The 21,808-nt window shown below is 60.3% G+C and carries 21 protein-coding genes and 1 pseudogene; 12 read left to right on the top strand and 10 right to left on the bottom strand.

Features of this window, described 5'->3' with window-relative positions; genetic code table 11:
• Positions 1-99 precede the first annotated feature (99 nt).
• The 11 genes from ACVTFQ_RS29940 to ehuA all read left to right on the top strand — a co-directional run bounded on the left by ACVTFQ_RS29940 (position 100) and on the right by ehuA (position 12,010).
• Entirely contained in the window at positions 100-1,578 is a 1,479-nt protein-coding gene (locus tag ACVTFQ_RS29940) for an NAD-dependent succinate-semialdehyde dehydrogenase (RefSeq protein WP_470424440.1), read from the top strand.
• Between the two features lie 14 nt (positions 1,579-1,592).
• Entirely contained in the window at positions 1,593-2,996 is a 1,404-nt protein-coding gene (locus tag ACVTFQ_RS29935; RefSeq protein WP_470424439.1) for an aminotransferase, read from the top strand.
• A 155-nt stretch (positions 2,997-3,151) separates the two neighbouring features.
• Positions 3,152-4,600, top strand: a complete 1,449-nt coding sequence (gene ehuR / locus ACVTFQ_RS29930) for a MocR-like ectoine utilization transcription factor EhuR (RefSeq protein WP_470424438.1) — start codon at positions 3,152-3,154, stop codon at positions 4,598-4,600.
• A 69-nt stretch (positions 4,601-4,669) separates the two neighbouring features.
• A complete protein-coding gene (gene eutB, locus ACVTFQ_RS29925) occupies positions 4,670-5,683 on the top strand; it encodes a hydroxyectoine utilization dehydratase EutB (RefSeq protein ID WP_470424437.1) in 1,014 nt (337 codons plus the stop codon).
• Positions 5,680-6,693, top strand: coding sequence for an ectoine utilization protein EutC (eutC, locus tag ACVTFQ_RS29920; protein WP_470424436.1), 1,014 nt, complete (start codon positions 5,680-5,682; stop codon positions 6,691-6,693). The genes eutB and eutC overlap by 4 nt, the downstream gene beginning before the upstream one ends.
• Complete coding sequence (gene doeA, locus ACVTFQ_RS29915) at positions 6,690-7,868, top strand: ectoine hydrolase DoeA (RefSeq protein ID WP_112436328.1); 1,179 nt, start codon at positions 6,690-6,692, stop codon at positions 7,866-7,868. Before eutC ends, doeA begins: the two co-directional genes overlap by 4 nt.
• 4 nt (positions 7,869-7,872) lie before the next feature.
• Complete coding sequence (gene doeB, locus ACVTFQ_RS29910) at positions 7,873-8,889, top strand: N(2)-acetyl-L-2,4-diaminobutanoate deacetylase DoeB (RefSeq protein ID WP_470424435.1); 1,017 nt, start codon at positions 7,873-7,875, stop codon at positions 8,887-8,889.
• Positions 8,890-8,950: 61 nt separating this feature from the next.
• A complete protein-coding gene (gene ehuB, locus ACVTFQ_RS29905; protein ID WP_470424434.1) occupies positions 8,951-9,802 on the top strand; it encodes an ectoine/hydroxyectoine ABC transporter substrate-binding protein EhuB in 852 nt (283 codons plus the stop codon).
• Between the two features lie 61 nt (positions 9,803-9,863).
• Positions 9,864-10,529: an ectoine/hydroxyectoine ABC transporter permease subunit EhuC gene (gene ehuC / locus ACVTFQ_RS29900; protein WP_283193543.1), complete on the top strand. Its 666-nt coding sequence runs from the start codon at positions 9,864-9,866 to the stop codon at positions 10,527-10,529.
• Positions 10,530-10,541: 12 nt separating this feature from the next.
• Positions 10,542-11,234 carry an ectoine/hydroxyectoine ABC transporter permease subunit EhuD gene (gene ehuD, locus ACVTFQ_RS29895; RefSeq protein WP_470424433.1) on the top strand — a complete coding sequence of 231 codons (693 nt, stop codon included), beginning with the start codon at positions 10,542-10,544 and terminating at the stop codon, positions 11,232-11,234.
• A complete protein-coding gene (gene ehuA, locus ACVTFQ_RS29890) occupies positions 11,231-12,010 on the top strand; it encodes an ectoine/hydroxyectoine ABC transporter ATP-binding protein EhuA (protein WP_112436325.1) in 780 nt (259 codons plus the stop codon). Before ehuD ends, ehuA begins: the two co-directional genes overlap by 4 nt.
• 641 nt (positions 12,011-12,651) lie before the next feature.
• Here ehuA and ACVTFQ_RS29885 read toward each other — a convergent pair.
• The 5 genes from ACVTFQ_RS29885 to ACVTFQ_RS29865 all read right to left on the bottom strand — a co-directional run bounded on the left by ACVTFQ_RS29885 (position 12,652) and on the right by ACVTFQ_RS29865 (position 16,525).
• Complete coding sequence (locus tag ACVTFQ_RS29885; RefSeq protein WP_470424432.1) at positions 12,652-13,653, bottom strand: NADP-dependent oxidoreductase; 1,002 nt, start codon at positions 13,651-13,653, stop codon at positions 12,652-12,654.
• A 50-nt stretch (positions 13,654-13,703) separates the two neighbouring features.
• Entirely contained in the window at positions 13,704-13,847 is a 144-nt protein-coding gene (locus ACVTFQ_RS29880) for a hypothetical protein (protein ID WP_470424431.1), read from the bottom strand.
• Positions 13,848-13,995: 148 nt separating this feature from the next.
• Entirely contained in the window at positions 13,996-14,493 is a 498-nt protein-coding gene (locus ACVTFQ_RS29875) for an alpha/beta fold hydrolase (RefSeq protein ID WP_470424430.1), read from the bottom strand.
• Between the two features lie 109 nt (positions 14,494-14,602).
• On the bottom strand, positions 14,603-15,685 hold the full coding sequence (locus ACVTFQ_RS29870; RefSeq protein ID WP_470424429.1) for an alkene reductase: 1,083 nt from the start codon (positions 15,683-15,685) through the stop codon (positions 14,603-14,605).
• 51 nt (positions 15,686-15,736) lie between these two features.
• Positions 15,737-16,525: an SDR family NAD(P)-dependent oxidoreductase gene (locus tag ACVTFQ_RS29865; RefSeq protein ID WP_470424632.1), complete on the bottom strand. Its 789-nt coding sequence runs from the start codon at positions 16,523-16,525 to the stop codon at positions 15,737-15,739.
• Between the two features lie 104 nt (positions 16,526-16,629).
• Here ACVTFQ_RS29865 and ACVTFQ_RS29860 point away from each other — a divergent pair, with 104 nt between their 5' ends.
• Positions 16,630-17,193, top strand: coding sequence for a TetR/AcrR family transcriptional regulator (locus ACVTFQ_RS29860; protein WP_470424428.1), 564 nt, complete (start codon positions 16,630-16,632; stop codon positions 17,191-17,193).
• Between the two features lie 152 nt (positions 17,194-17,345).
• On the opposite strand, the pseudogene ACVTFQ_RS29855 reads toward ACVTFQ_RS29860, so the two are convergent.
• From ACVTFQ_RS29855 to ACVTFQ_RS29835, 5 genes and pseudogenes are all read right to left on the bottom strand, one after another.
• Positions 17,346-17,426, bottom strand: a pseudogene (locus ACVTFQ_RS29855) (hypothetical protein); the annotation flags it as partial.
• Between the two features lie 1,287 nt (positions 17,427-18,713).
• Positions 18,714-19,109: a hypothetical protein gene (locus tag ACVTFQ_RS29850; protein WP_470424427.1), complete on the bottom strand. Its 396-nt coding sequence runs from the start codon at positions 19,107-19,109 to the stop codon at positions 18,714-18,716.
• 69 nt (positions 19,110-19,178) lie between these two features.
• Positions 19,179-19,607, bottom strand: coding sequence for a hypothetical protein (locus ACVTFQ_RS29845; protein WP_470424426.1), 429 nt, complete (start codon positions 19,605-19,607; stop codon positions 19,179-19,181).
• A gap of 106 nt (positions 19,608-19,713) precedes the next feature.
• The gene (locus ACVTFQ_RS29840; RefSeq protein WP_470424425.1) at positions 19,714-21,078 is read right to left on the bottom strand and encodes a sensor histidine kinase; all 1,365 of its coding nucleotides are present in this window, start codon (positions 21,076-21,078) and stop codon (positions 19,714-19,716) included.
• Positions 21,075-21,740 (bottom strand): response regulator transcription factor, encoded by a 666-nt coding sequence (locus ACVTFQ_RS29835; protein WP_111564790.1) that lies wholly within the window; start codon positions 21,738-21,740, stop codon positions 21,075-21,077. The genes ACVTFQ_RS29840 and ACVTFQ_RS29835 overlap by 4 nt, the downstream gene beginning before the upstream one ends.
• Positions 21,741-21,808: the final 68 nt, after the last annotated feature.

The following is a 21,808-nucleotide window of genomic DNA, read 5'->3' as shown; positions in this document are numbered from 1 at the left end:
CAATATAAGCATGATTCCTGCATCCGGGCTGACATCAATGCAGGCAATCGATCATGGCGAGAGGTTAGTCTCTTTGTAAACATCTTATTGGAGCTTCGCATGAAAGGCCTTGCCAATACCGCGCTGAAAAACCTGAAACGACCCGATCTGATCGAACGCCGGGCCTTTCTGAACGGCGCGTGGGCTGCGCGTGGAGAGACCCTGTACGTCATTGATCCGGCAACCGGTGAGCAGTTCGCAGAAGTCGCGGCTTGCTCGCTCGAAGATGCCGATGCCGCCGTCGATGCTGCGAGAAACGCCTTTGTCGACTGGCGTGACAAACTCCCCGTTGCACGCGGTCGGATCCTACGCACGTGGGGCGGGCTGATGCGCGACAACGCCCAGGATCTCGCCATTATCATGACGACCGAACAGGGCAAGCCGCTGGCGGAGTCACTCGGCGAAATTTCCTATGCCGCAAGTTTCCTCGAATGGTTTGCCGGCGAAGCCGAGCGTGCCTATGGCGAAACGTTTCCGAGCCACCTGCCAGGCAGCCGGCTTTCGGTCCAGATGCAGCCGATTGGCGTTACCGTGGCGATCACGCCATGGAACTTTCCCTGCGCCATGATCACGCGCAAGGCGGGCGCCGCGCTGGCGGCTGGCTGCACCATGATCGTCAAGCCTGCTCCCGAAACGCCGCTTTCAGCGCTCGCCTTGGCAAAACTTGCCCAAGAGGCTGGAATGCCGGCCGGCGTCTTTCAGGTTATCACAGGCGAAGCCGCGCCGCTTGCCCGCCGCCTGCTGGAACACACGGATGTGCGGGCGTTTTCCTTCACCGGTTCGACGGAAGTCGGGCGCATCCTGCTCAGCCAGTCGTCGGCCACCGTGAAGAAAGCCTCGTTGGAACTTGGCGGCCATGCACCCTTCATCCTGTTTGACGACGCCGAATTTTCCAAGGCCGTAAAGGGCTGTATCGGCGCCAAATTCGCCACGTCGGGACAGGATTGCCTCGCCGCCAACAGGATATACGTCCAGCGCGGCAACCACGATCGGTTTGTGGATGCCTTTGCGAAGGCGACCCGAGAGCTTAAGGTCGGCCACGGTCTTGAACCCGCCACCAAGATCGGGCCGATGACGCGGCTGACTGTTGCAGAGAAATGCCGTCAGCAGATCGCCCAGGCGCTCTCGGCCGGTGCACGTCTCGTGTGCGGCGGGCAGGACAGTCCACTCGGTGGCAATTTCGTAATGCCAACCGTGCTTGCCGACGTCACGGACGAAATGCTGATTGCCCGCGAGGAGACCTTCGGCCCGGTCGCAGCCATACTGCCGTTCGATGACGAGGAGGAGGTACTCTCCCGTGCCAACGCCACCGAAATGGGGCTGGCGGCCTATCTCTACACCAACGATCTTGGCAGGGCGATGCGCCTCACCGATCGACTTGAATACGGCATGATTGCCGTCAACACGCCGATATTCACCGGCGCCCCGATACCCTTCGGTGGCTGGAAGCAATCCGGCCTTGGTCGCGAAGGCTCGCGCCACGGCCTCCTAGAATATCTCGAAGCAAAATATGTCTGCTTCGGCAATCTCGCCGCATGAAAGGACCCGCCGTTATGACCACCAACGTTAACCAGATCGCCACGATGGACCGCAACTCGGTCCTGCATCCCTTCACGCAGCTCAAGGATTTCGCAAGCGGCAAGCTCGGCGATCCGACGATCGTCGAAACCGGCAAGGGCATCCGGATCCAGGATGCCAACGGCACGCAGCTGATCGACGGTTTCGCCGGCCTCTACTGCGTCAATGTCGGCTATGGCCGCACCGAGGTCGCCGAAGCCATCTCGCGCCAAGCCTATCGCCTCGCCTATTACCATACTTACGCCGCTCACACGACGGATGAGCTCGCGATCCTCTCCGATAGACTGGTGAGAATGGCGCCGGGCAAGATGAGCAAGGTTTTCTACGGCATGTCGGGTTCCGATGCCAACGAAACGCAGGCAAAGCTTGTCTGGTACTACAACAACCTGCGCGGTAAACCGAACAAGAAGAAGATCATCTCCCGCGAACGCGGCTATCACGGTTGCAGCGTGGTTTCCGGCTCGATGACCGGCATGAGTTTTTACCATGACCACATGGACCTACCGCGTGCGGGCTTTCTCCACACCGGCGTGCCGCATCACTATTGGGGCGCGGAAGCCGGCGAGACGGAAGTCGAATTTTCCAAGCGCCGTGCCGATGAGCTCGAAGCCTTGATCCTGCGCGAAGATCCCGACACGATCGGTGCCTTCATCGCCGAGCCGGTGCTTGGCACCGGCGGCATCACTCCCCCGCCGCAGGGCTATTGGGACGAAGTGCAGAAGGTCCTGCGGAAATACGATATCCTGCTGATCGCAGACGAAGTCATCACCGGTTTTGGGCGAACCGGGTCAATGTTCGGATCACAGCACTACGGTATCGAACCCGATCTGATCACCATCGCCAAAGGCCTCACCTCGGCCTACTTCCCGCTATCGGGGGCCATCGTCGGCGAGAAGGTCTACAAGGTGATGGAAGAAGGGGCCGACCGCGTCGGCGCTTTCTCGCATGGTTACACCTATTCCGGCCATCCGATTGGCGCAGCAGCGGCCAATGCCGTTCTCGACATCGTGGAGAAAGAGGATCTACCGGGCAATGCGCGCACGGTCGGCACCTATTTCCAAGCGCAACTAAAGGCCAGATTCGCTCAACTTCCGATCGTCGGTGAAGTCCGCGGTGTCGGCTTGATGGGGGCCATCGAATTTGTGGCCGACCGGGAAAAGAAAATACGTTTTGCACCCGGCCTTACTGTTGGCGCGCGAATCTCGAAGGCCGCGCGCAGTCGCGGGCTCATTGCCCGTGCCATGCCGCATGGCGACATCTTGGGTTTCGCACCACCGCTTGTCACGACCAAAGAAGAAGTCGATGAGATCGTTGCCATCGCCGAATCCGCCGTCCGCTCCGTCATGGACGAATTGGTTCATGCAGGCGAGACGATCTGAGGAAAGCATGATTGCCGGCGAGACGAACTTCGCCCGGCAACAGCGTCTTTGGATTATTCCCCAGGCAATGGCGGCTCGCGATGCATAAGGCTTCAATTTTCTAGAGGGAGCATGCATAATGTCATGAAATTATCGCCTCAAAAACGAGACAATTCATGCGCCGCCAAGCCAATCCCTTCGCTACCGATCCGACTCCCGCGACAAAACCGGTTATCTGGCGGCCGAGCGTGGCGAAGCAGAAGGGCGAGACGAAGCACGCGGCTCTGACCGAACGGATCATCGCCGATATCGATTCCGGCATTCTCAAACCAATGGATCGGATGCCGACGCATCGCGATCTGGCGCGCGAACTCGGCCTTTCCGTGCAGACCGTCAGCCTCTCTTACAAGGAGGCGGAAAGGCTCGGCTATCTCAGCGGCGAAATCGGCCGCGGGACCTTCGTCAGGGCGCGCGTGACGGACCGCGCGGGCCGGATGATGCTCGACCACAGCCAGAACGAGATACTCGACCTTTCAATCATCCGCGCCGTCTATCTCGATGCGCATGAGGACGCTTCGCGCGAGATTTTTCGCGAGCTTGCCGAGAGCGATATCGCGAGCTTCATGCGCCCTTGCCGGCCGATCGCTGGGCTCGACCGGCATCGCGAAACCGCACGGCTCTGGCTGCAGCCGATGGGTGTCAGCGCCGGCGTCGAGCGCATTATCGTGACAAACGGGGCGGCGCACAGCATCTTTCTCGCACTGAGCTGCGTCATCCGCTCCGGCGATGTCGTGCTGTGCGAAAACCTCACCGATCACGGCATCATAGGGCTCTCCAATATCCTCGGCTTCAGCCTGAAAGGATTGCCGACCGATGCCGAGGGTATTTTGCCCGACGCGCTGGAAGCCGCCTGCGCCGTGGGAAGCGTGAGGGCGCTGGTGCTCATTCCCACGCTCAACAACCCGACCAGCCATGTCGCCGGTACCGAGCGCCGGCGCGCGATCGCCGAAATCGCGCAACGATACAGCATCTTCGTCATCGAGGATGAGGTTTACAGACCGATGATGGAGGAGGATCTGCCCTCGATCACCGAGCTGCTGCCCGATCTCGGTTTCTTCGCCACAAGCTTCACCAAGACCGTGCTGACCGGCCTGCGGGTCGGCTACCTCGTCGTCCCGCCGGCCTATTCCATCCGCGCCGCCTCAATCCTACGTGTATCCAGCTGGAGCGGCACTTATCTGACCGCCGAGATCGCCACGCGCTGGGTCGAGAATGGCACGGCCCAGGAATTGCTGGCGATACAGCGCGATGAGGCGCGCGCGCGCCAAGGCATCGCCGCCGAGATCCTCGGCGACCATTTCGCCTCCAGCCACCCGCTTTCGCTCTGCGCCTGGCTGAAAGTGCCGCAACACTGGACCGAAGACGGCCTAGTGCGCTCGCTAGCCAACCAGAATGTCGCGGTCACGCCGTCGGAGCCTTTCATCGCCGGCCCCGGCCATGGCGGCGGCATCCGAATTTGTCTCGGCGGGCGAATGAGCCACACGACCCTCCGGAAAGCGCTAACAACGGTGCGCCGGGTCTTCGAGCAATTACCGCCCGTCTACGACGTCGGTTCCATCGGGTGATGTCCGGTTCAGTACAATCATTGAATCATTACAATATAATAATTGACATGATTTTACTTCGCTCTCAACATGACAATCATGAGGAGCGAGCCTAGATCAATAGAGAACGAGACGCTGCCAGTCAGCCTGGCTGAGATCTCGCGCGCTGCCGATCGCATCCGTGGCCGAGTGACACGCACGCCACTTGTTCACTCCGCTTCTCTCTCCAGGCGGGCTCGCCAGCCCGTTCATCTGAAGCTCGAGACCCACCAGCCGATCGGCGCCTTTAAGCTGCGCGGCGCGACGAATGCCGTTCTCGCGCTCAACCCTGCGGCCCGCGCGCGCGGCCTTGTCACCGCTTCGACCGGCAATCACGGCCGCGCCGTCGCCTATGCGGCACGCGCGCTCGGTATCCCCGCAACAGTCTGCATGTCATCGCTGGTACCGGCCAACAAGGTCGATGCCATCAGGGCGCTCGGCGCCGAAATCCTTATCGTCGGCGTGTCGCAGGATGATGCGCAAGATGAGGTCGAGCGGCTGGTCGAAAGCCGCGGCCTGACGCCGATCCCGCCGTTTGATCATGCTGATGTCGTTGCTGGTCAGGGCACGATCGGCCTCGAAATCGTCGAGGACCTGCCCGATCTCGCAACCGTGCTTATCCCCCTTTCCGGCGGCGGATTGGCGGGCGGCATCGCAGTCGCGGTCAAAGCGCTTAAGCCGCGGGCGCGGATCATCGGCATATCGATGGAACGTGGCGCGGCGATGCACGCATCAATCGCCGCCAGCAGGCCCGTTGCGGTGCGCGAGGAGGAAACGCTGGCGGATTCGCTTGGTGGCGGCATCGGCCTTTCGAACCGGGTGACCTTCCCGCTCTGCCGCGATCTGCTCGACGACATCGTCCTGCTGACCGAAGACGAGATCGCCGCAGGCATTCGCCACGCTTCGCGCGAAGAGGGCGAGATCGTCGAGGGCGCCGGAGCGGTCGGCATTGCCGCCATTCTCGCAGGCAAAGTCGAACTCACCGGCCCCACTGTCGTCGTCCTCTCGGGTAGCAATATCGACGCCAGGGTTCACCGGGATATCATCGAGGGAGGTGCTACATGAGCCGCATTCGCATCCTGACGGAACGGGACCTGCGCGCCGTCGTCAGCCTTGATATCTCGGCCATCAACTACATCGAGCAGGCCTTCCTGGCGCTCGCGACGCAGCCGGTCGCGATGCCGCCGATCCTGCGGCTCGACATTCCCGAATTCCGTGGTGAAGTCGACGTCAAGATGGCCTATGTGCCGGGTTTTGATTGCTTCGCGATCAAGGTCAGCCCCGGTTTCTTCGACAACCCCAAGCTCGGTCTGCCGAGCCTCAACGGGTTGATGATCCTGTTCAGCGTTAACACGGGCTTGGTTGAAGCCCTGCTTCTCGACAACGGTTACCTCACTGACGTGCGCACCGCCGCAGCCGGTGCGGTCGCCGCCCGGCATCTGTCGCGCGAGGACGCCTCAGTCGCCACGATCTTCGGTGCCGGCATGCAGGCGCGGCTGCAGCTCCAGGCGCTGATGCTGGTGCGCCCGATCAAATCAGCGCGCATCTGGGCGCGTGATCAAGCCAAGGCGGCGAAGCTCGCGGCCGAATGCGCGAGGCAATTCGGCATCGCCGTTGCCGCCCTCCCCGATCCGCGCGAGGCGACACGCGGCAGCGACATCGTCGTCACCACCACACCGACCGAAAAGCCCATCCTGATGGCCGATTGGCTGGAACCCGGCCAGCATCTGACGGCGATGGGTTCGGATTCCGAACACAAGAACGAGATTGATCCCGCCGTCTTCGTCCGCGCCACCTACATTGCCGACCGCCTGTCGCAGACCCGCATCGTTGGCGAGTTGCACCACGCGATCGAGGCGGGCTCCGCGACGCCACAACAGCAATTCGCCGAGCTCGGTGCGGTTATCGCCGGCACGGCGAAGGGCCGCGTCAGCGCCGGGGACATAACCTTTGCCGACCTGACCGGGACCGGCGTTCAGGACACCGCGATCGCCAATCTGGCCGTAAGTCGTGCAGCAGCGGCGGGCAGCGGTCAGGCAATCGAGAACAAGAGAGAAATGGGAGATGCCGCATGAGCGTGACGCTGAACTTTACGCGTGAGGAATATGCCGAGCGCCTGTCCAAAACCCGTCACGCCATGGAAAAGGCCGGGATCGATCTGCTCGTCGTCACCGACCCGTCCAACATGCACTGGCTCACCGGCTACGATGGCTGGTCCTTCTATGTGCATCAATGCGTGCTGGTGCCGCCATCCGGCGAGCCGATCTGGTATGGCCGCAAGCAGGATGCCAACGGCGCCAGGCGCACCGCTTACCTGAACCACGACAATATCATCGGCTACCCGGACAACTATGTGCAATCGACCGAGCGACACCCGATGGATTTGCTCTCGCAGATCTTCGACGAGCACAAATGGTCGGGGCTCACCTTCGGCGTCGAGATGGACAACTACTACTTCTCGGCGGCAGCCTACGCCTCGCTGCAGAAGAACCTGCCGAATGCCCGCTTCAAGGACGCAGCCGGCCTCGTGAACTGGCAGCGTGCTGTCAAGAGCCCGACCGAACTCGACTATATGCGCAAGGCCGGCAGGATCGTCGAACTGATGCACAAGCGCATCGTCGATGTCGTCGAACCCGGCATGCGCAAATGCGATCTCGTCGCCGAAATCTATGACGCGGGCATCAGGGGAACGCCGGATTTCGGCGGCGACTATCCGGCAATCGTGCCGCTTCTTCCGTCGGGCGCCGATGCTTCCGCGCCCCACCTCACCTGGGACGACAAACCGATGCGCATCGGCGAGGGCACGTTCTTCGAGATCGCCGGCGCCTACAAGCGTTATCACTGCCCGCTGTCGCGCACCGTCTTTCTCGGCAAGCCGACGAAAGCCTTTCTCGATGCCGAAAAGGCGACCCTCGAAGGCATGGAAGCCGGTCTTGCCGCGGCCAAACCGGGCAACAGGTGCGAGGACATCGCCAACGCCTTCTTTGCGGTGCTTAAGAAATACGGGATCATCAAGGACAACCGCACCGGTTACCCGATCGGGCTCTCCTATCCACCGGACTGGGGCGAGCGCACCATGAGCCTGCGCCCCGGCGACCGGACGGAACTGAAGACCGGCATGACCTTCCACTTCATGACCGGTCTCTGGCTTGAGGATATGGGGCTGGAGATCACCGAGAGCATCGCGATCACAGAAACCGGCGTCGAATGCCTGTCGAATGTGCCTCGACAGCTTTTCGTGAAGGGGTGATGCAATGCTGACCAGCGCCGCGCTCCGTCCCTCGCCGATCAACCCTTCCGTCGATTTCGACGCCGAGGGTGTGCAGCACGGACATCTGCGCCTGCCCTATAGCCGCGATGACAGCGCCTGGGGCTCGGTGATGATCCCGATATGCGTCATTGCCAATGGCGAAGGCCCGACCGCGCTCCTGACCGGGGCCAATCACGGCGACGAGTATGAGGGGCCGGCGGCACTCTTCGAACTGGCACAGACGCTTGATCCCGCCGAGATTAACGGACGCGTCATCATCGTCCCGGCGCTCAATTATCCCGCGTTTCGTGCTGGAACCCGGACCTCGCCGATCGATCGGGGAAACCTGAACCGCAGCTTTCCGGGCCGTCCGGATGGCACGGTGACGGAGAAGATCGCCGACTACGTCACGCGCCATGTGATACCACTCACCGATATCGTGCTCGACTTCCATTCCGGCGGCAGGACACTGGATTTCCTGCCCTATGCAGCGGCCCACGAGCTACCGGACAAAGACCAGGAAGCGCGCTGCTTCGACGCCGTCGCCGCCTTCGCGGCACCGTTTTCGATGAAGATGCTGGAGATCGATGCTGTCGGCATGCTCGATACGACCGTCGAGGAAATGGGCAAGGTCTTCGTCACCACCGAACTCGGCGGTGCCGGGACGGCCACGGCGCGGTCGATCGAGATTGCCCGCAAGGGCAGCCTCAACTTGCTGCGGCATGCCGGGATTCTTTCGGGTGAACCGAATGCCGCGCCCACTCGTTGGTTGGATATGCCATCGAGCGACTGCTTCACCTTTGCGCAGGATGAGGGACTGATCGCCTTCGCCGCCGATCTCGGCGACCCGGTCAGGAGAGGCGAGGTCATCGCCCGCGTCTACCCTGTCGGCAAAACCGGCATTGCGCCAATCGAGTACCGCGCCGCGATGGATGGCGTGCTCGCGGCTCGCCACGTACCCGGCCTGATCAAGGCCGGCGACTGCCTTTCCGTGATCGCGACGTTCACGGAGGATACCTAACCCAAGAGACCCCGCGAGATCCGAAAACGGACAGCAAAACCCTAACCAGAGGAGAATTCGCATGCCAATCAAGACAATCGCCGGCCTTTCCGCCCTTGCACTGATGATGGGCGTAACGTCTGCCAGCGCACTGACACTCGAGGAGGTCAAGCAGCAGGGTTACATCCGCGCCGCGACCGCCAATGAAGTGCCCTATTCCTACATGCAGCCCGACGGCACCTCTGCCGGCATCGGTCCCAATGTCGCTAGCGCGGTGCTGAAATCCATGGGGATCGAGGAGATCAACTGGACGGTGACGCCGTTCGGCACGCTGATCCCGGGCCTCAAGGCAAAGCGTTTCGACTTTGCCGCGGCCGAGCAGAACATCTCGCCGGAGCGCTGCAAGCAGGTCGCCTTCACGGAGCCGAACTCGTCCTATGGCGAAGGCCTGCTCGTTAAGAAGGGCAATCCGAAGGGCTTGAAGACCTATGCCGACATCGCCAAGGACCAGTCGCTGACGGTGGCCGTAGTCTCCGGTGCCAACAATGTCGACTTCCTGCGCGCCGTCGGTGTCAAGGATGAGCAGATCGTCTTCATTCCGGCCAATGCCGATGCTATCCCGACCGTTCAGAGCCGCACCGACGCCTATGCCGCGACCGAATTGACTGTCGCGGCGCTCGCCAAGGGCCAGGCCCAGGTCGAGCAGGTCGCGCCGTTCACGGACCCGATCGTCAAGGATGCGCCGGTTCGCAATTATGGTGGCTTTGCCTTCCGCCCGGAAGACAAGGAACTGCGCGACGCCTTCAACGCCGCCCTCGTCAAGTTCCGCACGACGGATGAGTACAAGGCGATCCTCACCAAATACGGCCTGTCCGAACAGAGTATCGCTGCTGCCGCCGACAAGAAGGTCGATGACCTCTGCGCCGGCAAGTAACGGCAGAAGGCGCCCGATCCCATCGGTCGGGCGCCGCTCCTAACGATCAGGAGACTTCCGTATGAACTGGACAGCCTACCTGCCGATGCTCTGGCATGGCGCATTCATCACGATGACGATCACGCTGGCGTCCATTGCCGTCGGCGCGATGCTCGCTTTTATCTTCGGCATCCTGCGCGTCGAGGGAGGACCGATCCTCTCGGCTGTCGCGCTGTGTTACACAGAGGTGTTCCGCGGGACCTCGCTCTTCGTTCAGCTTTTCTGGTTTTACTACGCGCTGCCGCTCGTCGGCCTGAGCTTCGATCCGATCACCACCGGCATCTTGGTGCTGGCGGCCCACGCCGGCGGATATGGCGCCGAAATCGTGCGCGGGGCGCTGTCATCCGTTTCCGTGCAGCAGCTGGAGGCCGCCCGCGCCTTGAATTTCAGCCGCTTCCAGACGCTGTTTCGCATCTCGCTGCCGCAGGCGATCGTGGAGATGATGCCGGCCTTCGGCAATCTGGCGATCGAGACCCTCAAGCTCTCCTCGCTCGTGTCGCTGATATCGATTGCCGATCTCACTTTCGCGGCCCAGTCGATCCGCAACATCACGCTGGATAGCGCGAGCATCTATTCGATCACGCTCCTCTGCTACTTCGCCATGTCGCTGGTGCTGACGGTGGCGATCCGGCTGATCGAGCGTTTCGTGCGGCGAGGACATGCCTTCCCGCAGATGCCCCGTTCGTGAGGATATGACCACATGATGTATGGATACGAATGGGATACGACGACCTGGCTCACCTATACAAGCTCGATCCTGCCGATCATCCTGATCGGCTTGACCGTGACGTTGAAGGCAGCGGCGGCAGGCTTTGCCATCGCGCTCGTGCTCGGCCTCGTCTTCGCGCTGCTGCGCCGCAGCCGCTTGATCGCGATCTCCTGGACCACCGCCTTCGTCGTTGAGTTCCTGCGCGACACGCCGCTTCTGGTGCAGCTGTTCTTTCTCTATTACGTGCTGCCCGACTTCGGCGTCGTGCTTCCGGCCTTCCTGACGGGCGCCATCGCCCTTGGCCTGCAATATGCCGCCTACACATCCGAGGTCTATCGCGGCGGCATCGAGGCCGTGGCCCGCGGCCAGTGGGAAGCGGCAACGGCGCTCAATCTGAGCCGCATGCAGGCCTACCGCGACATTATCATTCCGCAGGCCATCCCGCGGATCGTCCCCGCCATGGGCAATTATCTCGTCGCGATGATCAAGGAAACGCCGGTCCTTTCCGTTGTCACCGTCATGGAAATGATGGGCCTTGCCAACATGATCGGCGAACGCACCTTCGAATATCTCGTGCCGCTGACGCTTGTCGGCCTGATCTTCCTCCTCCTGACGCTGATCTGCTCGGCCGGTCTCCACCGGCTGCAGAAAGCTCTTCCGAAAGCAGGAATCCCCTTGCGATGACTGAGAACAACAATCCGCCCATCATCGAATTTTCCAACGTCGCCAAGCGCTTCGGCCACCTGACGGTGCTCGACGACTTCAATTTCATTGTCCGGAAGGGCGAAAAGGTGACGCTGATCGGACCGTCCGGGTCGGGAAAATCGACCGTCCTGCGCATCCTGATGACGCTCGAACCGTTTCAGGATGGGAAGCTGACGTTACAGAACATGTCTTATCATGAACCGAACGGCAAAGGCCCTTTCAAGGCCACGGAAAGCCATCTGCGCCAGATCCGCAACCATGTTGGGATGGTGTTCCAGAGCTTCAACCTTTTCCCCCACATGACAGTCCTGCGCAATGTCGTCGAGGCGCCGCTGCGGGTGCTCGGTATTGCCCGCGCAGAAGCGGAGGCGCGGGCGCTACAACTTCTTGACATGGTGGGTCTTGCCGACAAGAAGGACTTTTATCCCTCGCAGCTCTCCGGCGGTCAGCAGCAGCGCGTGGCGATCGCCCGTGCGCTGGCGATGCGCCCGCGGGTGCTTCTCTTCGATGAGCCGACATCGGCGCTCGATCCGCAACTCGTTGGCGAAGTGCTCTCGGTGATCCGCGGCCTTGCCCATGAGCACGACCTAACGATGCTGCTCGTCACCCATGAAATGCGTTTTGCTCGGGAAGTTTCGGATCGGGTCTGCTTTTTCGACAAGGGCCGGATCTGCGAACAGGGAGCGCCCGAGGAGATATTCGGCGCGCCCCAAAGGGAGCGGACGCGCGAATTTCTGTCATCGGTTCTAGGATAACACGGAAACCCAACGGGCGGAGGGCAGAAGCGAATTTTCGGCATGACAACCTAACTTGTCTGCCTGACAATGTCCCGTTGAAGATGACTAGTTACCGCGCAGCCCAAGGCAATTATCAGACGTCTGTGCACAGGCAGATGATGGCCGGCGCTGTCGGGAGAACAGGCTCATCGTTCTTGATTTCATCAGACCGACTGAGATTCCGTCAGGTGCCAATCAGATCCTATCGGCAATCGGAGTGAGGAACGAGAAGCTGTTCGCTGCGTCATGTTGAGTTGTAGATCGAAGCGGTGGACACGGACGAGCGAGTAATTTGCACCTGACCGCTTCTACATGCCGGAAGGGGGCGCGGCGGTGGGTATCAACTAGGGAGATCGTAAATGACATCTATGTCACCCGGTTCGACGCCAGCGCTCCTTCGGCATCGATAGATGAGGGGAGCATCTTGTGGTGTTCTGGCAACATGTCGGCTTTTGATAATCTCATGTGCCAGTCAACCGACCGAAATGAAGGCGCAAAGCGGCCGTGGCGACGCCAGCCTTCACCCGTACCGGTTATGAACCGTCAACGCTACGCGCGCCATCCTCTAAGCAACAAAATTTTGCCCACGTACTGTGGCGTCACATCAAGACGATCAGGCCCTACATGAGCCTGACCACGACCTTTCCCTTAGCGCGCCCGGTTTCCAGATAGGCGAGAGCCTCTTTCGCCTGATCGAAAGGAAAGACCTTGTCGATGACCGGGCGGATGCTGCCAGAATCGATGATGCCACCAATTTGCGCGAGTTGATCGCCGTCGGGACGAACGAACAGGAAGGAGTAGCGAACATCACGCTTCTTCGCGAGGCGCAGGATCTTCCAGCTCATGAGGCTGAAGAGGAAGCGCAGCACGCCATTGAGGTTTCGCGCGCGGGCAAACGCGGCATCAAGCGGACCGATCAGAGAAACAATTATGCTGTTAGGCTTCAGGATTTGTAGCGACTTCTCGATGCCGTCGCCACGGATGGTCCCGAGCACCATGTCGTAGCCGCGCAGGACCGTTTCGAATTCCTCAGTCTTGTAATCGACCACCTCGTCTGCGCCGAGGCTTTTCACGAGGTCAATATTGCCCGTGCTGGTCGTCGTGCCGACCTTGGCACCGATATATTTGGCAAGCTGAATGGCAAAGGTGCCGATCCCACCCGATCCTGCCGGAATGAAGACTTTCTGCCCGGATTTCAGTACTGCCCGCTCCTTGAACGCCTGCCAGGATGTCAGGCCCACCATCGGGATCGACGCGGCTTCGACAAAATCAAGGTTGATCGGCTTTAACGCAGCAAAGCGCTCAGGAACAGCAACGAATTCAGCCAGTGTTCCGCGGCCAAGATCAAAGACACTGGCAAAGACGGCATCGCCGACTTTGAAACGCGTCACGTGGCGTCCCACCTCCGTCACGACGCCGGCGACATCACTGCCCATCGTGGCCGGCAAATCGAACTTGAGCACCGGTTTGAACGTGCCCTTTGGGATCATGTTGTCGATAGGGTTCAGCCCGACGGCATGAACCTGGAGAAGAATTTCGTCCGGGCCGATCGCCGGACGCGGTAAATCGGTATATTCGGGCTGCGTGGATTTGCCGTAGCGTCTGAAGGTAAGAGCTTTCATAGTTTTCTGCCTTGAGGAGAGTGTTTTCGCCATCTGAAGGGGCGTGCCGATCAGGCCGCCAGGAAAGCTTTCGCTTCGTTCAGGAAGGCATCATGATGCTGAAAAATACCGCCGTTCGCAGCGTCGGGGTAAAGGACGAGTTTGGCTTGCTGAATGCGTCCTGTAATGTCGATCGAATTCTTGCTCGGCACCATGATGCCATGGTCACCATTGACGACCAGAACAGGCCGCCGAACTGTCTCAAGCGATGCGCGCGCTGGAGGCCCCAAGCCTTGATGGCCTTCATCTGGCGCAGCATCGGACCGAAGCCGACTGTCTTGTCGCGGTCGTTCTTTCGCTCGCCTAGGCGCTGCACGAAGGTGACAGAAAGATCTTGGGGTCCCGGAACGTGGCAAGGCCCTTGAAGATCAGTGGCCAGGATACGGCGCCGACCCTTGCAACGCCCGTTCCACCCGCAGGCCAGGTTCCAGCCAGAATGACGCGCCGCACAAGCTCTGACGCGTCGAAGAGAATCTGCTGGCTGACGAAGCCGCCATGGGAAAAGGCGATCATCTCACGCGACATCTCCTGGATCGTCAGCGGCGCCTTGCCGCCCGACGTTGCGATACCGCGATAATCGAGCGCATCGACCGGGCGATCGGCCGGCAGTCCTTCCACAAGGCGTGGGTCGCGATTGTCGAGGTTCGCAGCCCAGTGATTGAGCAACACGACCGGCGTGCCCGTTTCAGGGGGGACAGCCTTGGCGGGACCGAGCCCGCGATAGGCAAACCGCGTACCGAGCGCCTGGAGATATTCGGTCGGGACAGTGTTCCAGTCGGACATGAGGTTGTAATTGGTCATGCTGGGATATCCTTGGATACTGCGTGATCGCTCTGGCGCAGCGGACAGTTTGGAGAGTGGCGTCTCGGTAGGCGGGCGGCAGCCCAAACGGAACGCCGCCCGCCTGGCATCAGTCGGTCAGTGTCGGATAGTCGGTGTAGCCCTTGGCTCCGCCGCCATAGAGCGTGGTAAAATCCACATCATTCAGCGCAGCGCTGGCTTTCAACCGCTCCACCAGATCAGGATTGGCGATGAACATCCGGCCAAATGCGAACAGGTCGCCCTCACCGTGTGCGAGTTGCAGCTCGGCAAGCGTCAGGTCCAGACCATTGTTGACCATGAAGGTTCGGCCAAAGCGTTGGCGCAAGGCGGTATAATCAAAGGGAGCCGCGTCGCGCGCACCGCCCGTTGCTCCTTCAACGATGTGGACATAGGCGATGCCCAGTTTGTCCAACTGTTCGACAGCATAATTAAACTGTGATTGCTCGTGGTCCGAAATCACGATGCCGCTCGCAGGCGAGACAGGAGACAGGCGAACGCCAGTCCGATCAGCGCCGATCTGCTTTGACACGGCCTCGGTCACCTCAAGCAGCAGGCGGGCGCGATTCTCGATGGAACCGCCATAAGCGTCGGTCCGGGTGTTCGCCGTCTCGCGCAAGAACTGATCGAGCAGATAGCCGTTGGCACCATGCACCTCAACGCCGTCGAAGCCTGCTTCGATCGCATTGGCGGCGGCCTGCCGGAAGGAATCGATAATGCCGGGAATCTCATTCGTCTCAAGGGCGCGCGGCTCCGATACATCCGCAAAGCCATTATTGACGAATGTCTTGGTTTCCGCACGAATGGCCGACGGAGCGACAGGAGCCTTACCGCCGAGCAGGTCCACGTGGCTGACGCGGCCGACATGCCAAAGCTGGACGAAGATGCGCCCACCTTTGGCATGCACGGCGTCCGTCACCGTGCGCCATCCAGCGATCTGTTCCGACGTATAGAGGCCAGGAGTATCCTGGTAGCCCTGCGCCTGTTCCGAGACCTGGGTCGCCTCGGTGATAATTAGGCCCGCACCCGCGCGCTGGGAATAGTATTCCGCCGCAAGCGGGCCAGGCACCAAGCCGGCACCCGCACGATTACGGGTCAGCGGCGCCATCACGATGCGATTGGGAAGCGTGAGAGCACCAAGCTCGTACGGTTCGAAGAGAGACTTGTCAGTCATAGGGTCGTCGCTTTCTATTATACCATGAAACATTGAAGCGATTGCAGCCAATCAGGCCTTCGTCCGATAGCGGGCGGCGGCATGGGATTGAGCAACATTCGGGAGCATGGCCTGACGCGCGGCCTGAAATGCGTCCCATTGATCGGCATCGGGCAGCGGCGGAATGGTGACCGGCTCGCGACGGTCGAACCCGACAAGGGCTGCATCGACCAGTTCGCCAACTTCCATCACACCATGCATGGTGTTGACGTCCGCACCGGCATGTTCCCAGATTTCAGTGCGCGTGGCCGCGGGAAGTACAGCCTGGACGTAGACGCCCTTGGGCCCAAGTTCGATGCTCAGGCCTTGGGACAGGAACAGAATAAATGCCTTGGTTGCGCCATAGACGGTCATCGCAAATTCCGGTGCAACACCGACGACCGAGCCGATGTTGATGATCGCACCATTGCCGGCCTCAGCGAAACGCAATGCAACGGAGCTGGCAAGCCGGAGAGGCGCCGTGGTGTTGAGTGTCACCAGCCGGGTGACCTCATCAATGGACTGATCAAGGAAGCGGCCGCCGAGGGCGGTACCGGCATTGTTGACGAGGATGCCAATGCTGCTGTCGTCACGCAGCCGGGCTTCGACCACGGCAAGGTCTGTCGGCGCGGTCAGATCGGCCTGGATGATGTCGACGTTTACCCCCGCTTCGCCGCGCAGGCGGGTGGCCAAGGCCTCCATGCGATCGGTATTGCGCGCGACAAGGACAAGATCGTGGCCGCGCCGGGCGAAGCGGTCGGCGTAAGTCGCGCCGATCCCAGAGGAAGCTCCGGTGATGAGAACGGAAGGACTGTCAGGCATGGTATTGCTCTCTTCTCTGTTGAAACCTATAATCATGATGATCGTCACGTTTAGCTAAATATGATGATCATCATGATTATGTCAATAGCCACCGGAGATATCTGATGAAGGTCAGTCGCGAGCAGATGATCGAGAACCGGGTCCGCATTCTGGACGTGGCGAGCGAATTGTTCCGGCAAAAAGGATTTGACGCCGTCAGCGTGTCTGAGGTGATGAAGGCCGCTGGGATGACCCATGGCGCATTCTACGGACATTTCCGTTCCAAGGACGAGCTTATTGCTGCAACGATCGCGCACGCCCTCTCGGGCGATGACAGCGGCACTCCCGATTTTCGGGCCTATCTGGAAGACTATCTCGCGCCGAAGCATCGCAATAACCCGGCGAGAGGCTGCCCGACGGCAGGATTGGCGGCGGATATCCGCCATCAGACACCGGCGGCTCGCGCCGCCATGTCCGACGGGCTTCGGACACAAATCGAACGCATGGCGAGAGCTCTTCCTGACATCGATGCGTCGGCACGGCGGCGCGCGGCCATCGGAACATGGGCTGCGATGGTGGGGGCAGTGATCCTTGCCCGCGCGATCGACGACGACACGCTTTCGGATGAAGTCATGGAAGAGACGCGGGCCTGGATCGAGGCTGGGTTACCTTCTTCCGCGAATGAATAGTTGGCTGAGCGCATACTGGCACCTTCGGGAGCGCAAGCGCGGCGGTCAGACCTCCACACCGCTTCCAATGTCAGGCGGTGCGCCCAGGGCTGAAGCACCACCTTTCCAGTGGTCTGGCGACCTTCAAGCAGGCGGTGCGCTTCAGCGGCCCGCGACAATGGGAGTACCGTGCCGACCTGGATCTTGACCTGACCGCTCGCCACGAAGCCAATCAGTTCACCAATGGCCGCCATTAGCAAGTCAGCATTTGCCAGATCGGCACCAATGTAGAAGCCGACCACGCTATGGTTTATCGACGTAAGCCGCCAGGGGGTCAACCAGCGCGGTCTTTCCACTGGACCGGCCGGGAACAATCATGAGGCCGAACGATGCCATTGCATCAAGTGCCTGGTTCAGGGTGTCGCCCTCCGCCGTCTCGATTACGATGTTGACGCCTCGCCCATCGCTGATCCGGCGAACATCGTCAGCCTAGTCTGGCTTGGTATAATCGACCGAGACATCCGCACCCAGTGCTTCGGCCTTCGCGCGCTTCTGCAATTTCCCTCGAGAAGGCCGTAACCGCAGCACCACGATCTTGCATCGCGACTAACTGATCAATCCGCTGCATGAACGCAGCGTATTGCCCCTGGAGGGCGACCATCAACCCACGCATCACCACGTCGAACGGGGCTTGCCACGTAACACGAAAGACATCATCGACAGCGTAAGATTGATGAAGGGCTCGTCCGTCGTGAGCTTCGCGTGTGCATCCGCAAGGGCTTTCCATGCGCGTGCAACGTCTCCGTCCGCTGCAGGCCAAGACGCAGGACGATCTTTCCTTGTGGCTCAATCGCGGCTGTAATTGATTGATGACCTGCTGAACTACGACGTCTGCGTACCCCAGTTGTTAAAGGCTAGCTTTGGCCTTTTCGAGCCTTTCACGTTCCCCTGCCGAAGCTGTAACAGCTACATCCATCGGAACTTCAAGGGTCAGCTGAATAATCGACTCCAACTCGCGCAACGCATGAGCGGCAATGGGGCTAGAAACGCGAAGAGGCGGCGCTCCTGCAGCCAGACGGCAAAAATCGACTAGCGATCCGAGGTTCGTTTGCCGAAAAGGCGCCTAATTAGAGCCGTCGTGTCTTGCTGCTCTGGTGCAAGATCAAAGGGCTGGTCAAGCTCGTTCATTTTTCGTTTCTGTGAATTGATAGGTGATCGGCGCCAAAATGAATATGCGGCCAAACGAGAAAGCCGCCACCATCCAGTGGAAATCGAGCGGTTGTCTTCAGCCCTCGGAGACAAAGGGCTATCGGTGACCGCTTGGCGCCACGTCCTTTAGAAGGTAGCGATCAGAGCGAACAGCCGGCGGCAGAGATAGCCGACGTGAACACGGCTCGCGATGGGTTTTCGTGGCCGCAGAACGTACCATGCCGTCGGGAGGCATATCAGGGGAATCGCGCCAATGCCGCCCCATACACCTTCATCGAGGCTGTCGCGGGCGTGGCCACGCACCTCCTCTCTCGGTCGCTGAAATAGCTCATCTAGCCGACAGCCTTCGGAAATCGCATAACGAGATCGGAGATGTCGCGCTGGCGGCGAATGCGATCATCGCGTGATGCTTCGTCTTCGCCCAGCGCGAATTTCGAGACTGCTACCGGGCCAGTTTTGAGATAGCCTTCAGTCTTCCCGTCCTCGGCGAGATGGCGTGCCATCAAGCCCAACACCTCACGAACGACATCTTTGTGCTTGCCTTCAAGGGCCGCGCGAAACGCCGCTGCTGCCGCGTCAAGGCCGCCTTCGTAGTATGTCAGGCAGTAGATTAGATCGTGAGCGTCCTTGCGTTCATCCCGCTGCTCCACTGCATAGGCCTTTAGACAGGTGAAGGCGACGAGATCCGCGCGGTGAAGCGTACCGGTCGCAACTCCATTGTCGCCCATGAGCTCCGCAGTAATTTCCTTCGTCTCGTGGTGGTCGAAGACGATGCCGGAGTGGGGTATATTCAGCGCCTAGACATTGCCATCTGTCGGCAACACCATGACCTTGCCGCCCGACTTTTCAGGGTCATCGGCGAGCAGTTCGAGAATGACCTTGGTTTTCGCGTCAGCCTTGATCTCCCAGCGCCAGGAATCGGGTTTACCCGCGCTGTTAGTTCCGCGCTCGAAACCGAGCTTCTTAAAATTATCTTCAAGCGTGTGATAGGCGTCGGTATCCGCTAGCATGTGGAGCTGTATGACGACATCGACATCGCCGGTACCTGCGTGTGCGGGAATCTCCGGCGGCTTCTTCTCGATCAGATAACGCGGCGTGAGCCCGCCAATCAAGAAGATCGAGTCACGCCATGGCCGAGGTCCCCGTATAAGCGTGATCAGGACTCGTTCACAGTCCTCCGATGGGAAGAATTCGGCGGTGACGGCTTGCTGCGTTGACCCCACCATGACGTCCCCGCGTAAAACGTGGAGGTGATTGGCAGTGATGTTCTCATATAGAAACCGGTCCCAAGCTCCTGGGTGCCTGTGAGATCAATGCCTAGCTTCCCGGAACTCAGCCCGGCGCTTTCGGTAGCGCGACGGTCGCCGACAGGCCTCCTCCGGACCGGGTCTTGAGCGTGACGCGGCCGCCATAAAGCTTCGAAACCTCATTGGCTATCGACAAGCCAAACCCGTCTCCCGGTACAGTCTCATCTAGGCGCACACCTGCCTTCCCAACTTCAGTGATGTCCTCCCTTTCGATGCCAGGACCATCATCCTCGATGACAATAGCAATCTCGCCGTTTTCGGCCTTGCCAAGGATCCAGACAGACGATCTCGCCCACTTGAATGCATTGTCAACAATTGCTCCAACGATCTCGTCAACGTCCTCCGGCGCACACGCAACGCTCAGAGTCTGCTCCACGTCGATCGTGATCGCGAGCTTCCTGTCCACGTAGAGCTTTTGCATCATGGCTACGATATCATCGATATTCTGGCGGAGCTGAGTGGTGGGAGCCAAGCCCGCTGCCGACACTCCTGCTCTGGCTCTCCCCAGGTGGTGCTTGATCTGACGGTCGATCCGGTCCACCTGTAGCCGTGCCTCGCCAGTCGGGTCGGCGTTATCGTTCAGTGCGAGGTAGAGACTTGCTACAGGTGTCTTTAGGCCATGTGCCATGTTCGCGAACTGAAGCCTCGTCTCCGCGAGCCGCTTTTGGTTCTGATCGACCAAACGATTGATTTCCCCGACGAGTGGCCGCAGCTCTTCCGCCTGGGGCTGATCGAGCCCTCTTGCCTGGCCGGAGGAAACGTCGGCAACCTTCTCGGCCAGTGTTCTGAGCGGCGCGAGACCGTAACGCACCTGAAGCAGGATACCAGCGATAAGAAGACCTCCAAGGACAAACATCGCCGGAACGAGAAGCAACAGCGATCGCATAATTGGCCTGACAAGAGCCGAGCGCGGCGCGGTGGCAATGATCTCGACCTGCTCTCCGTCTGCGAACGACTGCGAGGTGAGGAAATGCAGCGCTTGCCCTCGGTTGTCCCGCCCGTCTCCAGCGCGTGGGGTTGCAGTCAACAGGCTCCGCCATTCGAATGGTTTAGGAGGGTTCGACAGGCTTGCTCCGGCAAGGGAACGAGATGTCACCCGCTGTCCAGCAGCAGTCACCTGCCAATACCACCCGGAGCCGGGGCGATCGAATGGAGGGCCGTCGAGATTGCCGTCAACGCCAAGCGAACCGTCTACGCCGATCTTCATGGCGTTCCTGACAGCTTCGATTTGGACACTTAGCCGCTGGTCGACCTGATCCCTCACTACATTGGCAACGATCAGCCCAAGGACAGCGGACGCAACAACCAACGCTGCAGTGGCATAGACCAGGGAGAAGGCGATGAGACGCCCCGCGATCGTTGTTGGCGTTCGTATCCGCGACGAAATCATTTCGCGCCTGCCGTCAGCATGTAGCCACGTCCACGTTCCGTCTCGATCCTGTCGGTGCCAATCTTCCGTCGAAGCCGCGCAATGATGACTTCGATCGAGTTGGAATCAACCTCGGCGTCGCCCTCGTATACCCGTTCAATCAGTTCTCTCCGGTCAACGATGACCTCCTTGCGGAGCATCAGGCAAGAAAGCACCCTCCACTCGAACGCGGTCAGCTTCAACGGTAGTCCTGCGAGCTCGAATGTTCCGAGTTGGGCATCGAACGATAAGTCGCCGCAGGTGATGACGGACGCCGCATGGCCTGCCGAGCGTCGAACGAGCGCGCGCAGTCGAAGGACGAGTTCCTCGATCCGGAACGGCTTCGTCAGGAAATCGTCCGCCCCTGCCTTGAACGCCGCCACCTTGTCCGGCCAGCCGTCACGGGCTGTCAGCACGAGCACAGGGAGTGTACGCCCGGCATCGCGCCACGATTTCAAAACCGTGACCCCGTCAATCTTCGGAAGGCCAAGATCCAAGACGGACGCGTCGAATATTTCCGTGAGCCCGGCATGCTCTCCGTCTTCGCCGTTTCGGGCCACATCAACGACGAAGTTCTCCAATCGCAGGCTGGCTGCAATTCGGTGGGAAAGATCAGCATCATCCTCGACAAGAAGTATTCTCATAGGCACCCGAGTGTTCTGTGTGATCTGACTATGAACTAGGGCGCACTCGCTTAACTGAAACTGAACCG

The sequence above is a fragment of the Rhizobium sp. O111 genome (assembly GCF_055616315.1).
This window is presented reverse-complemented; position numbering and strand designations above follow the sequence as displayed.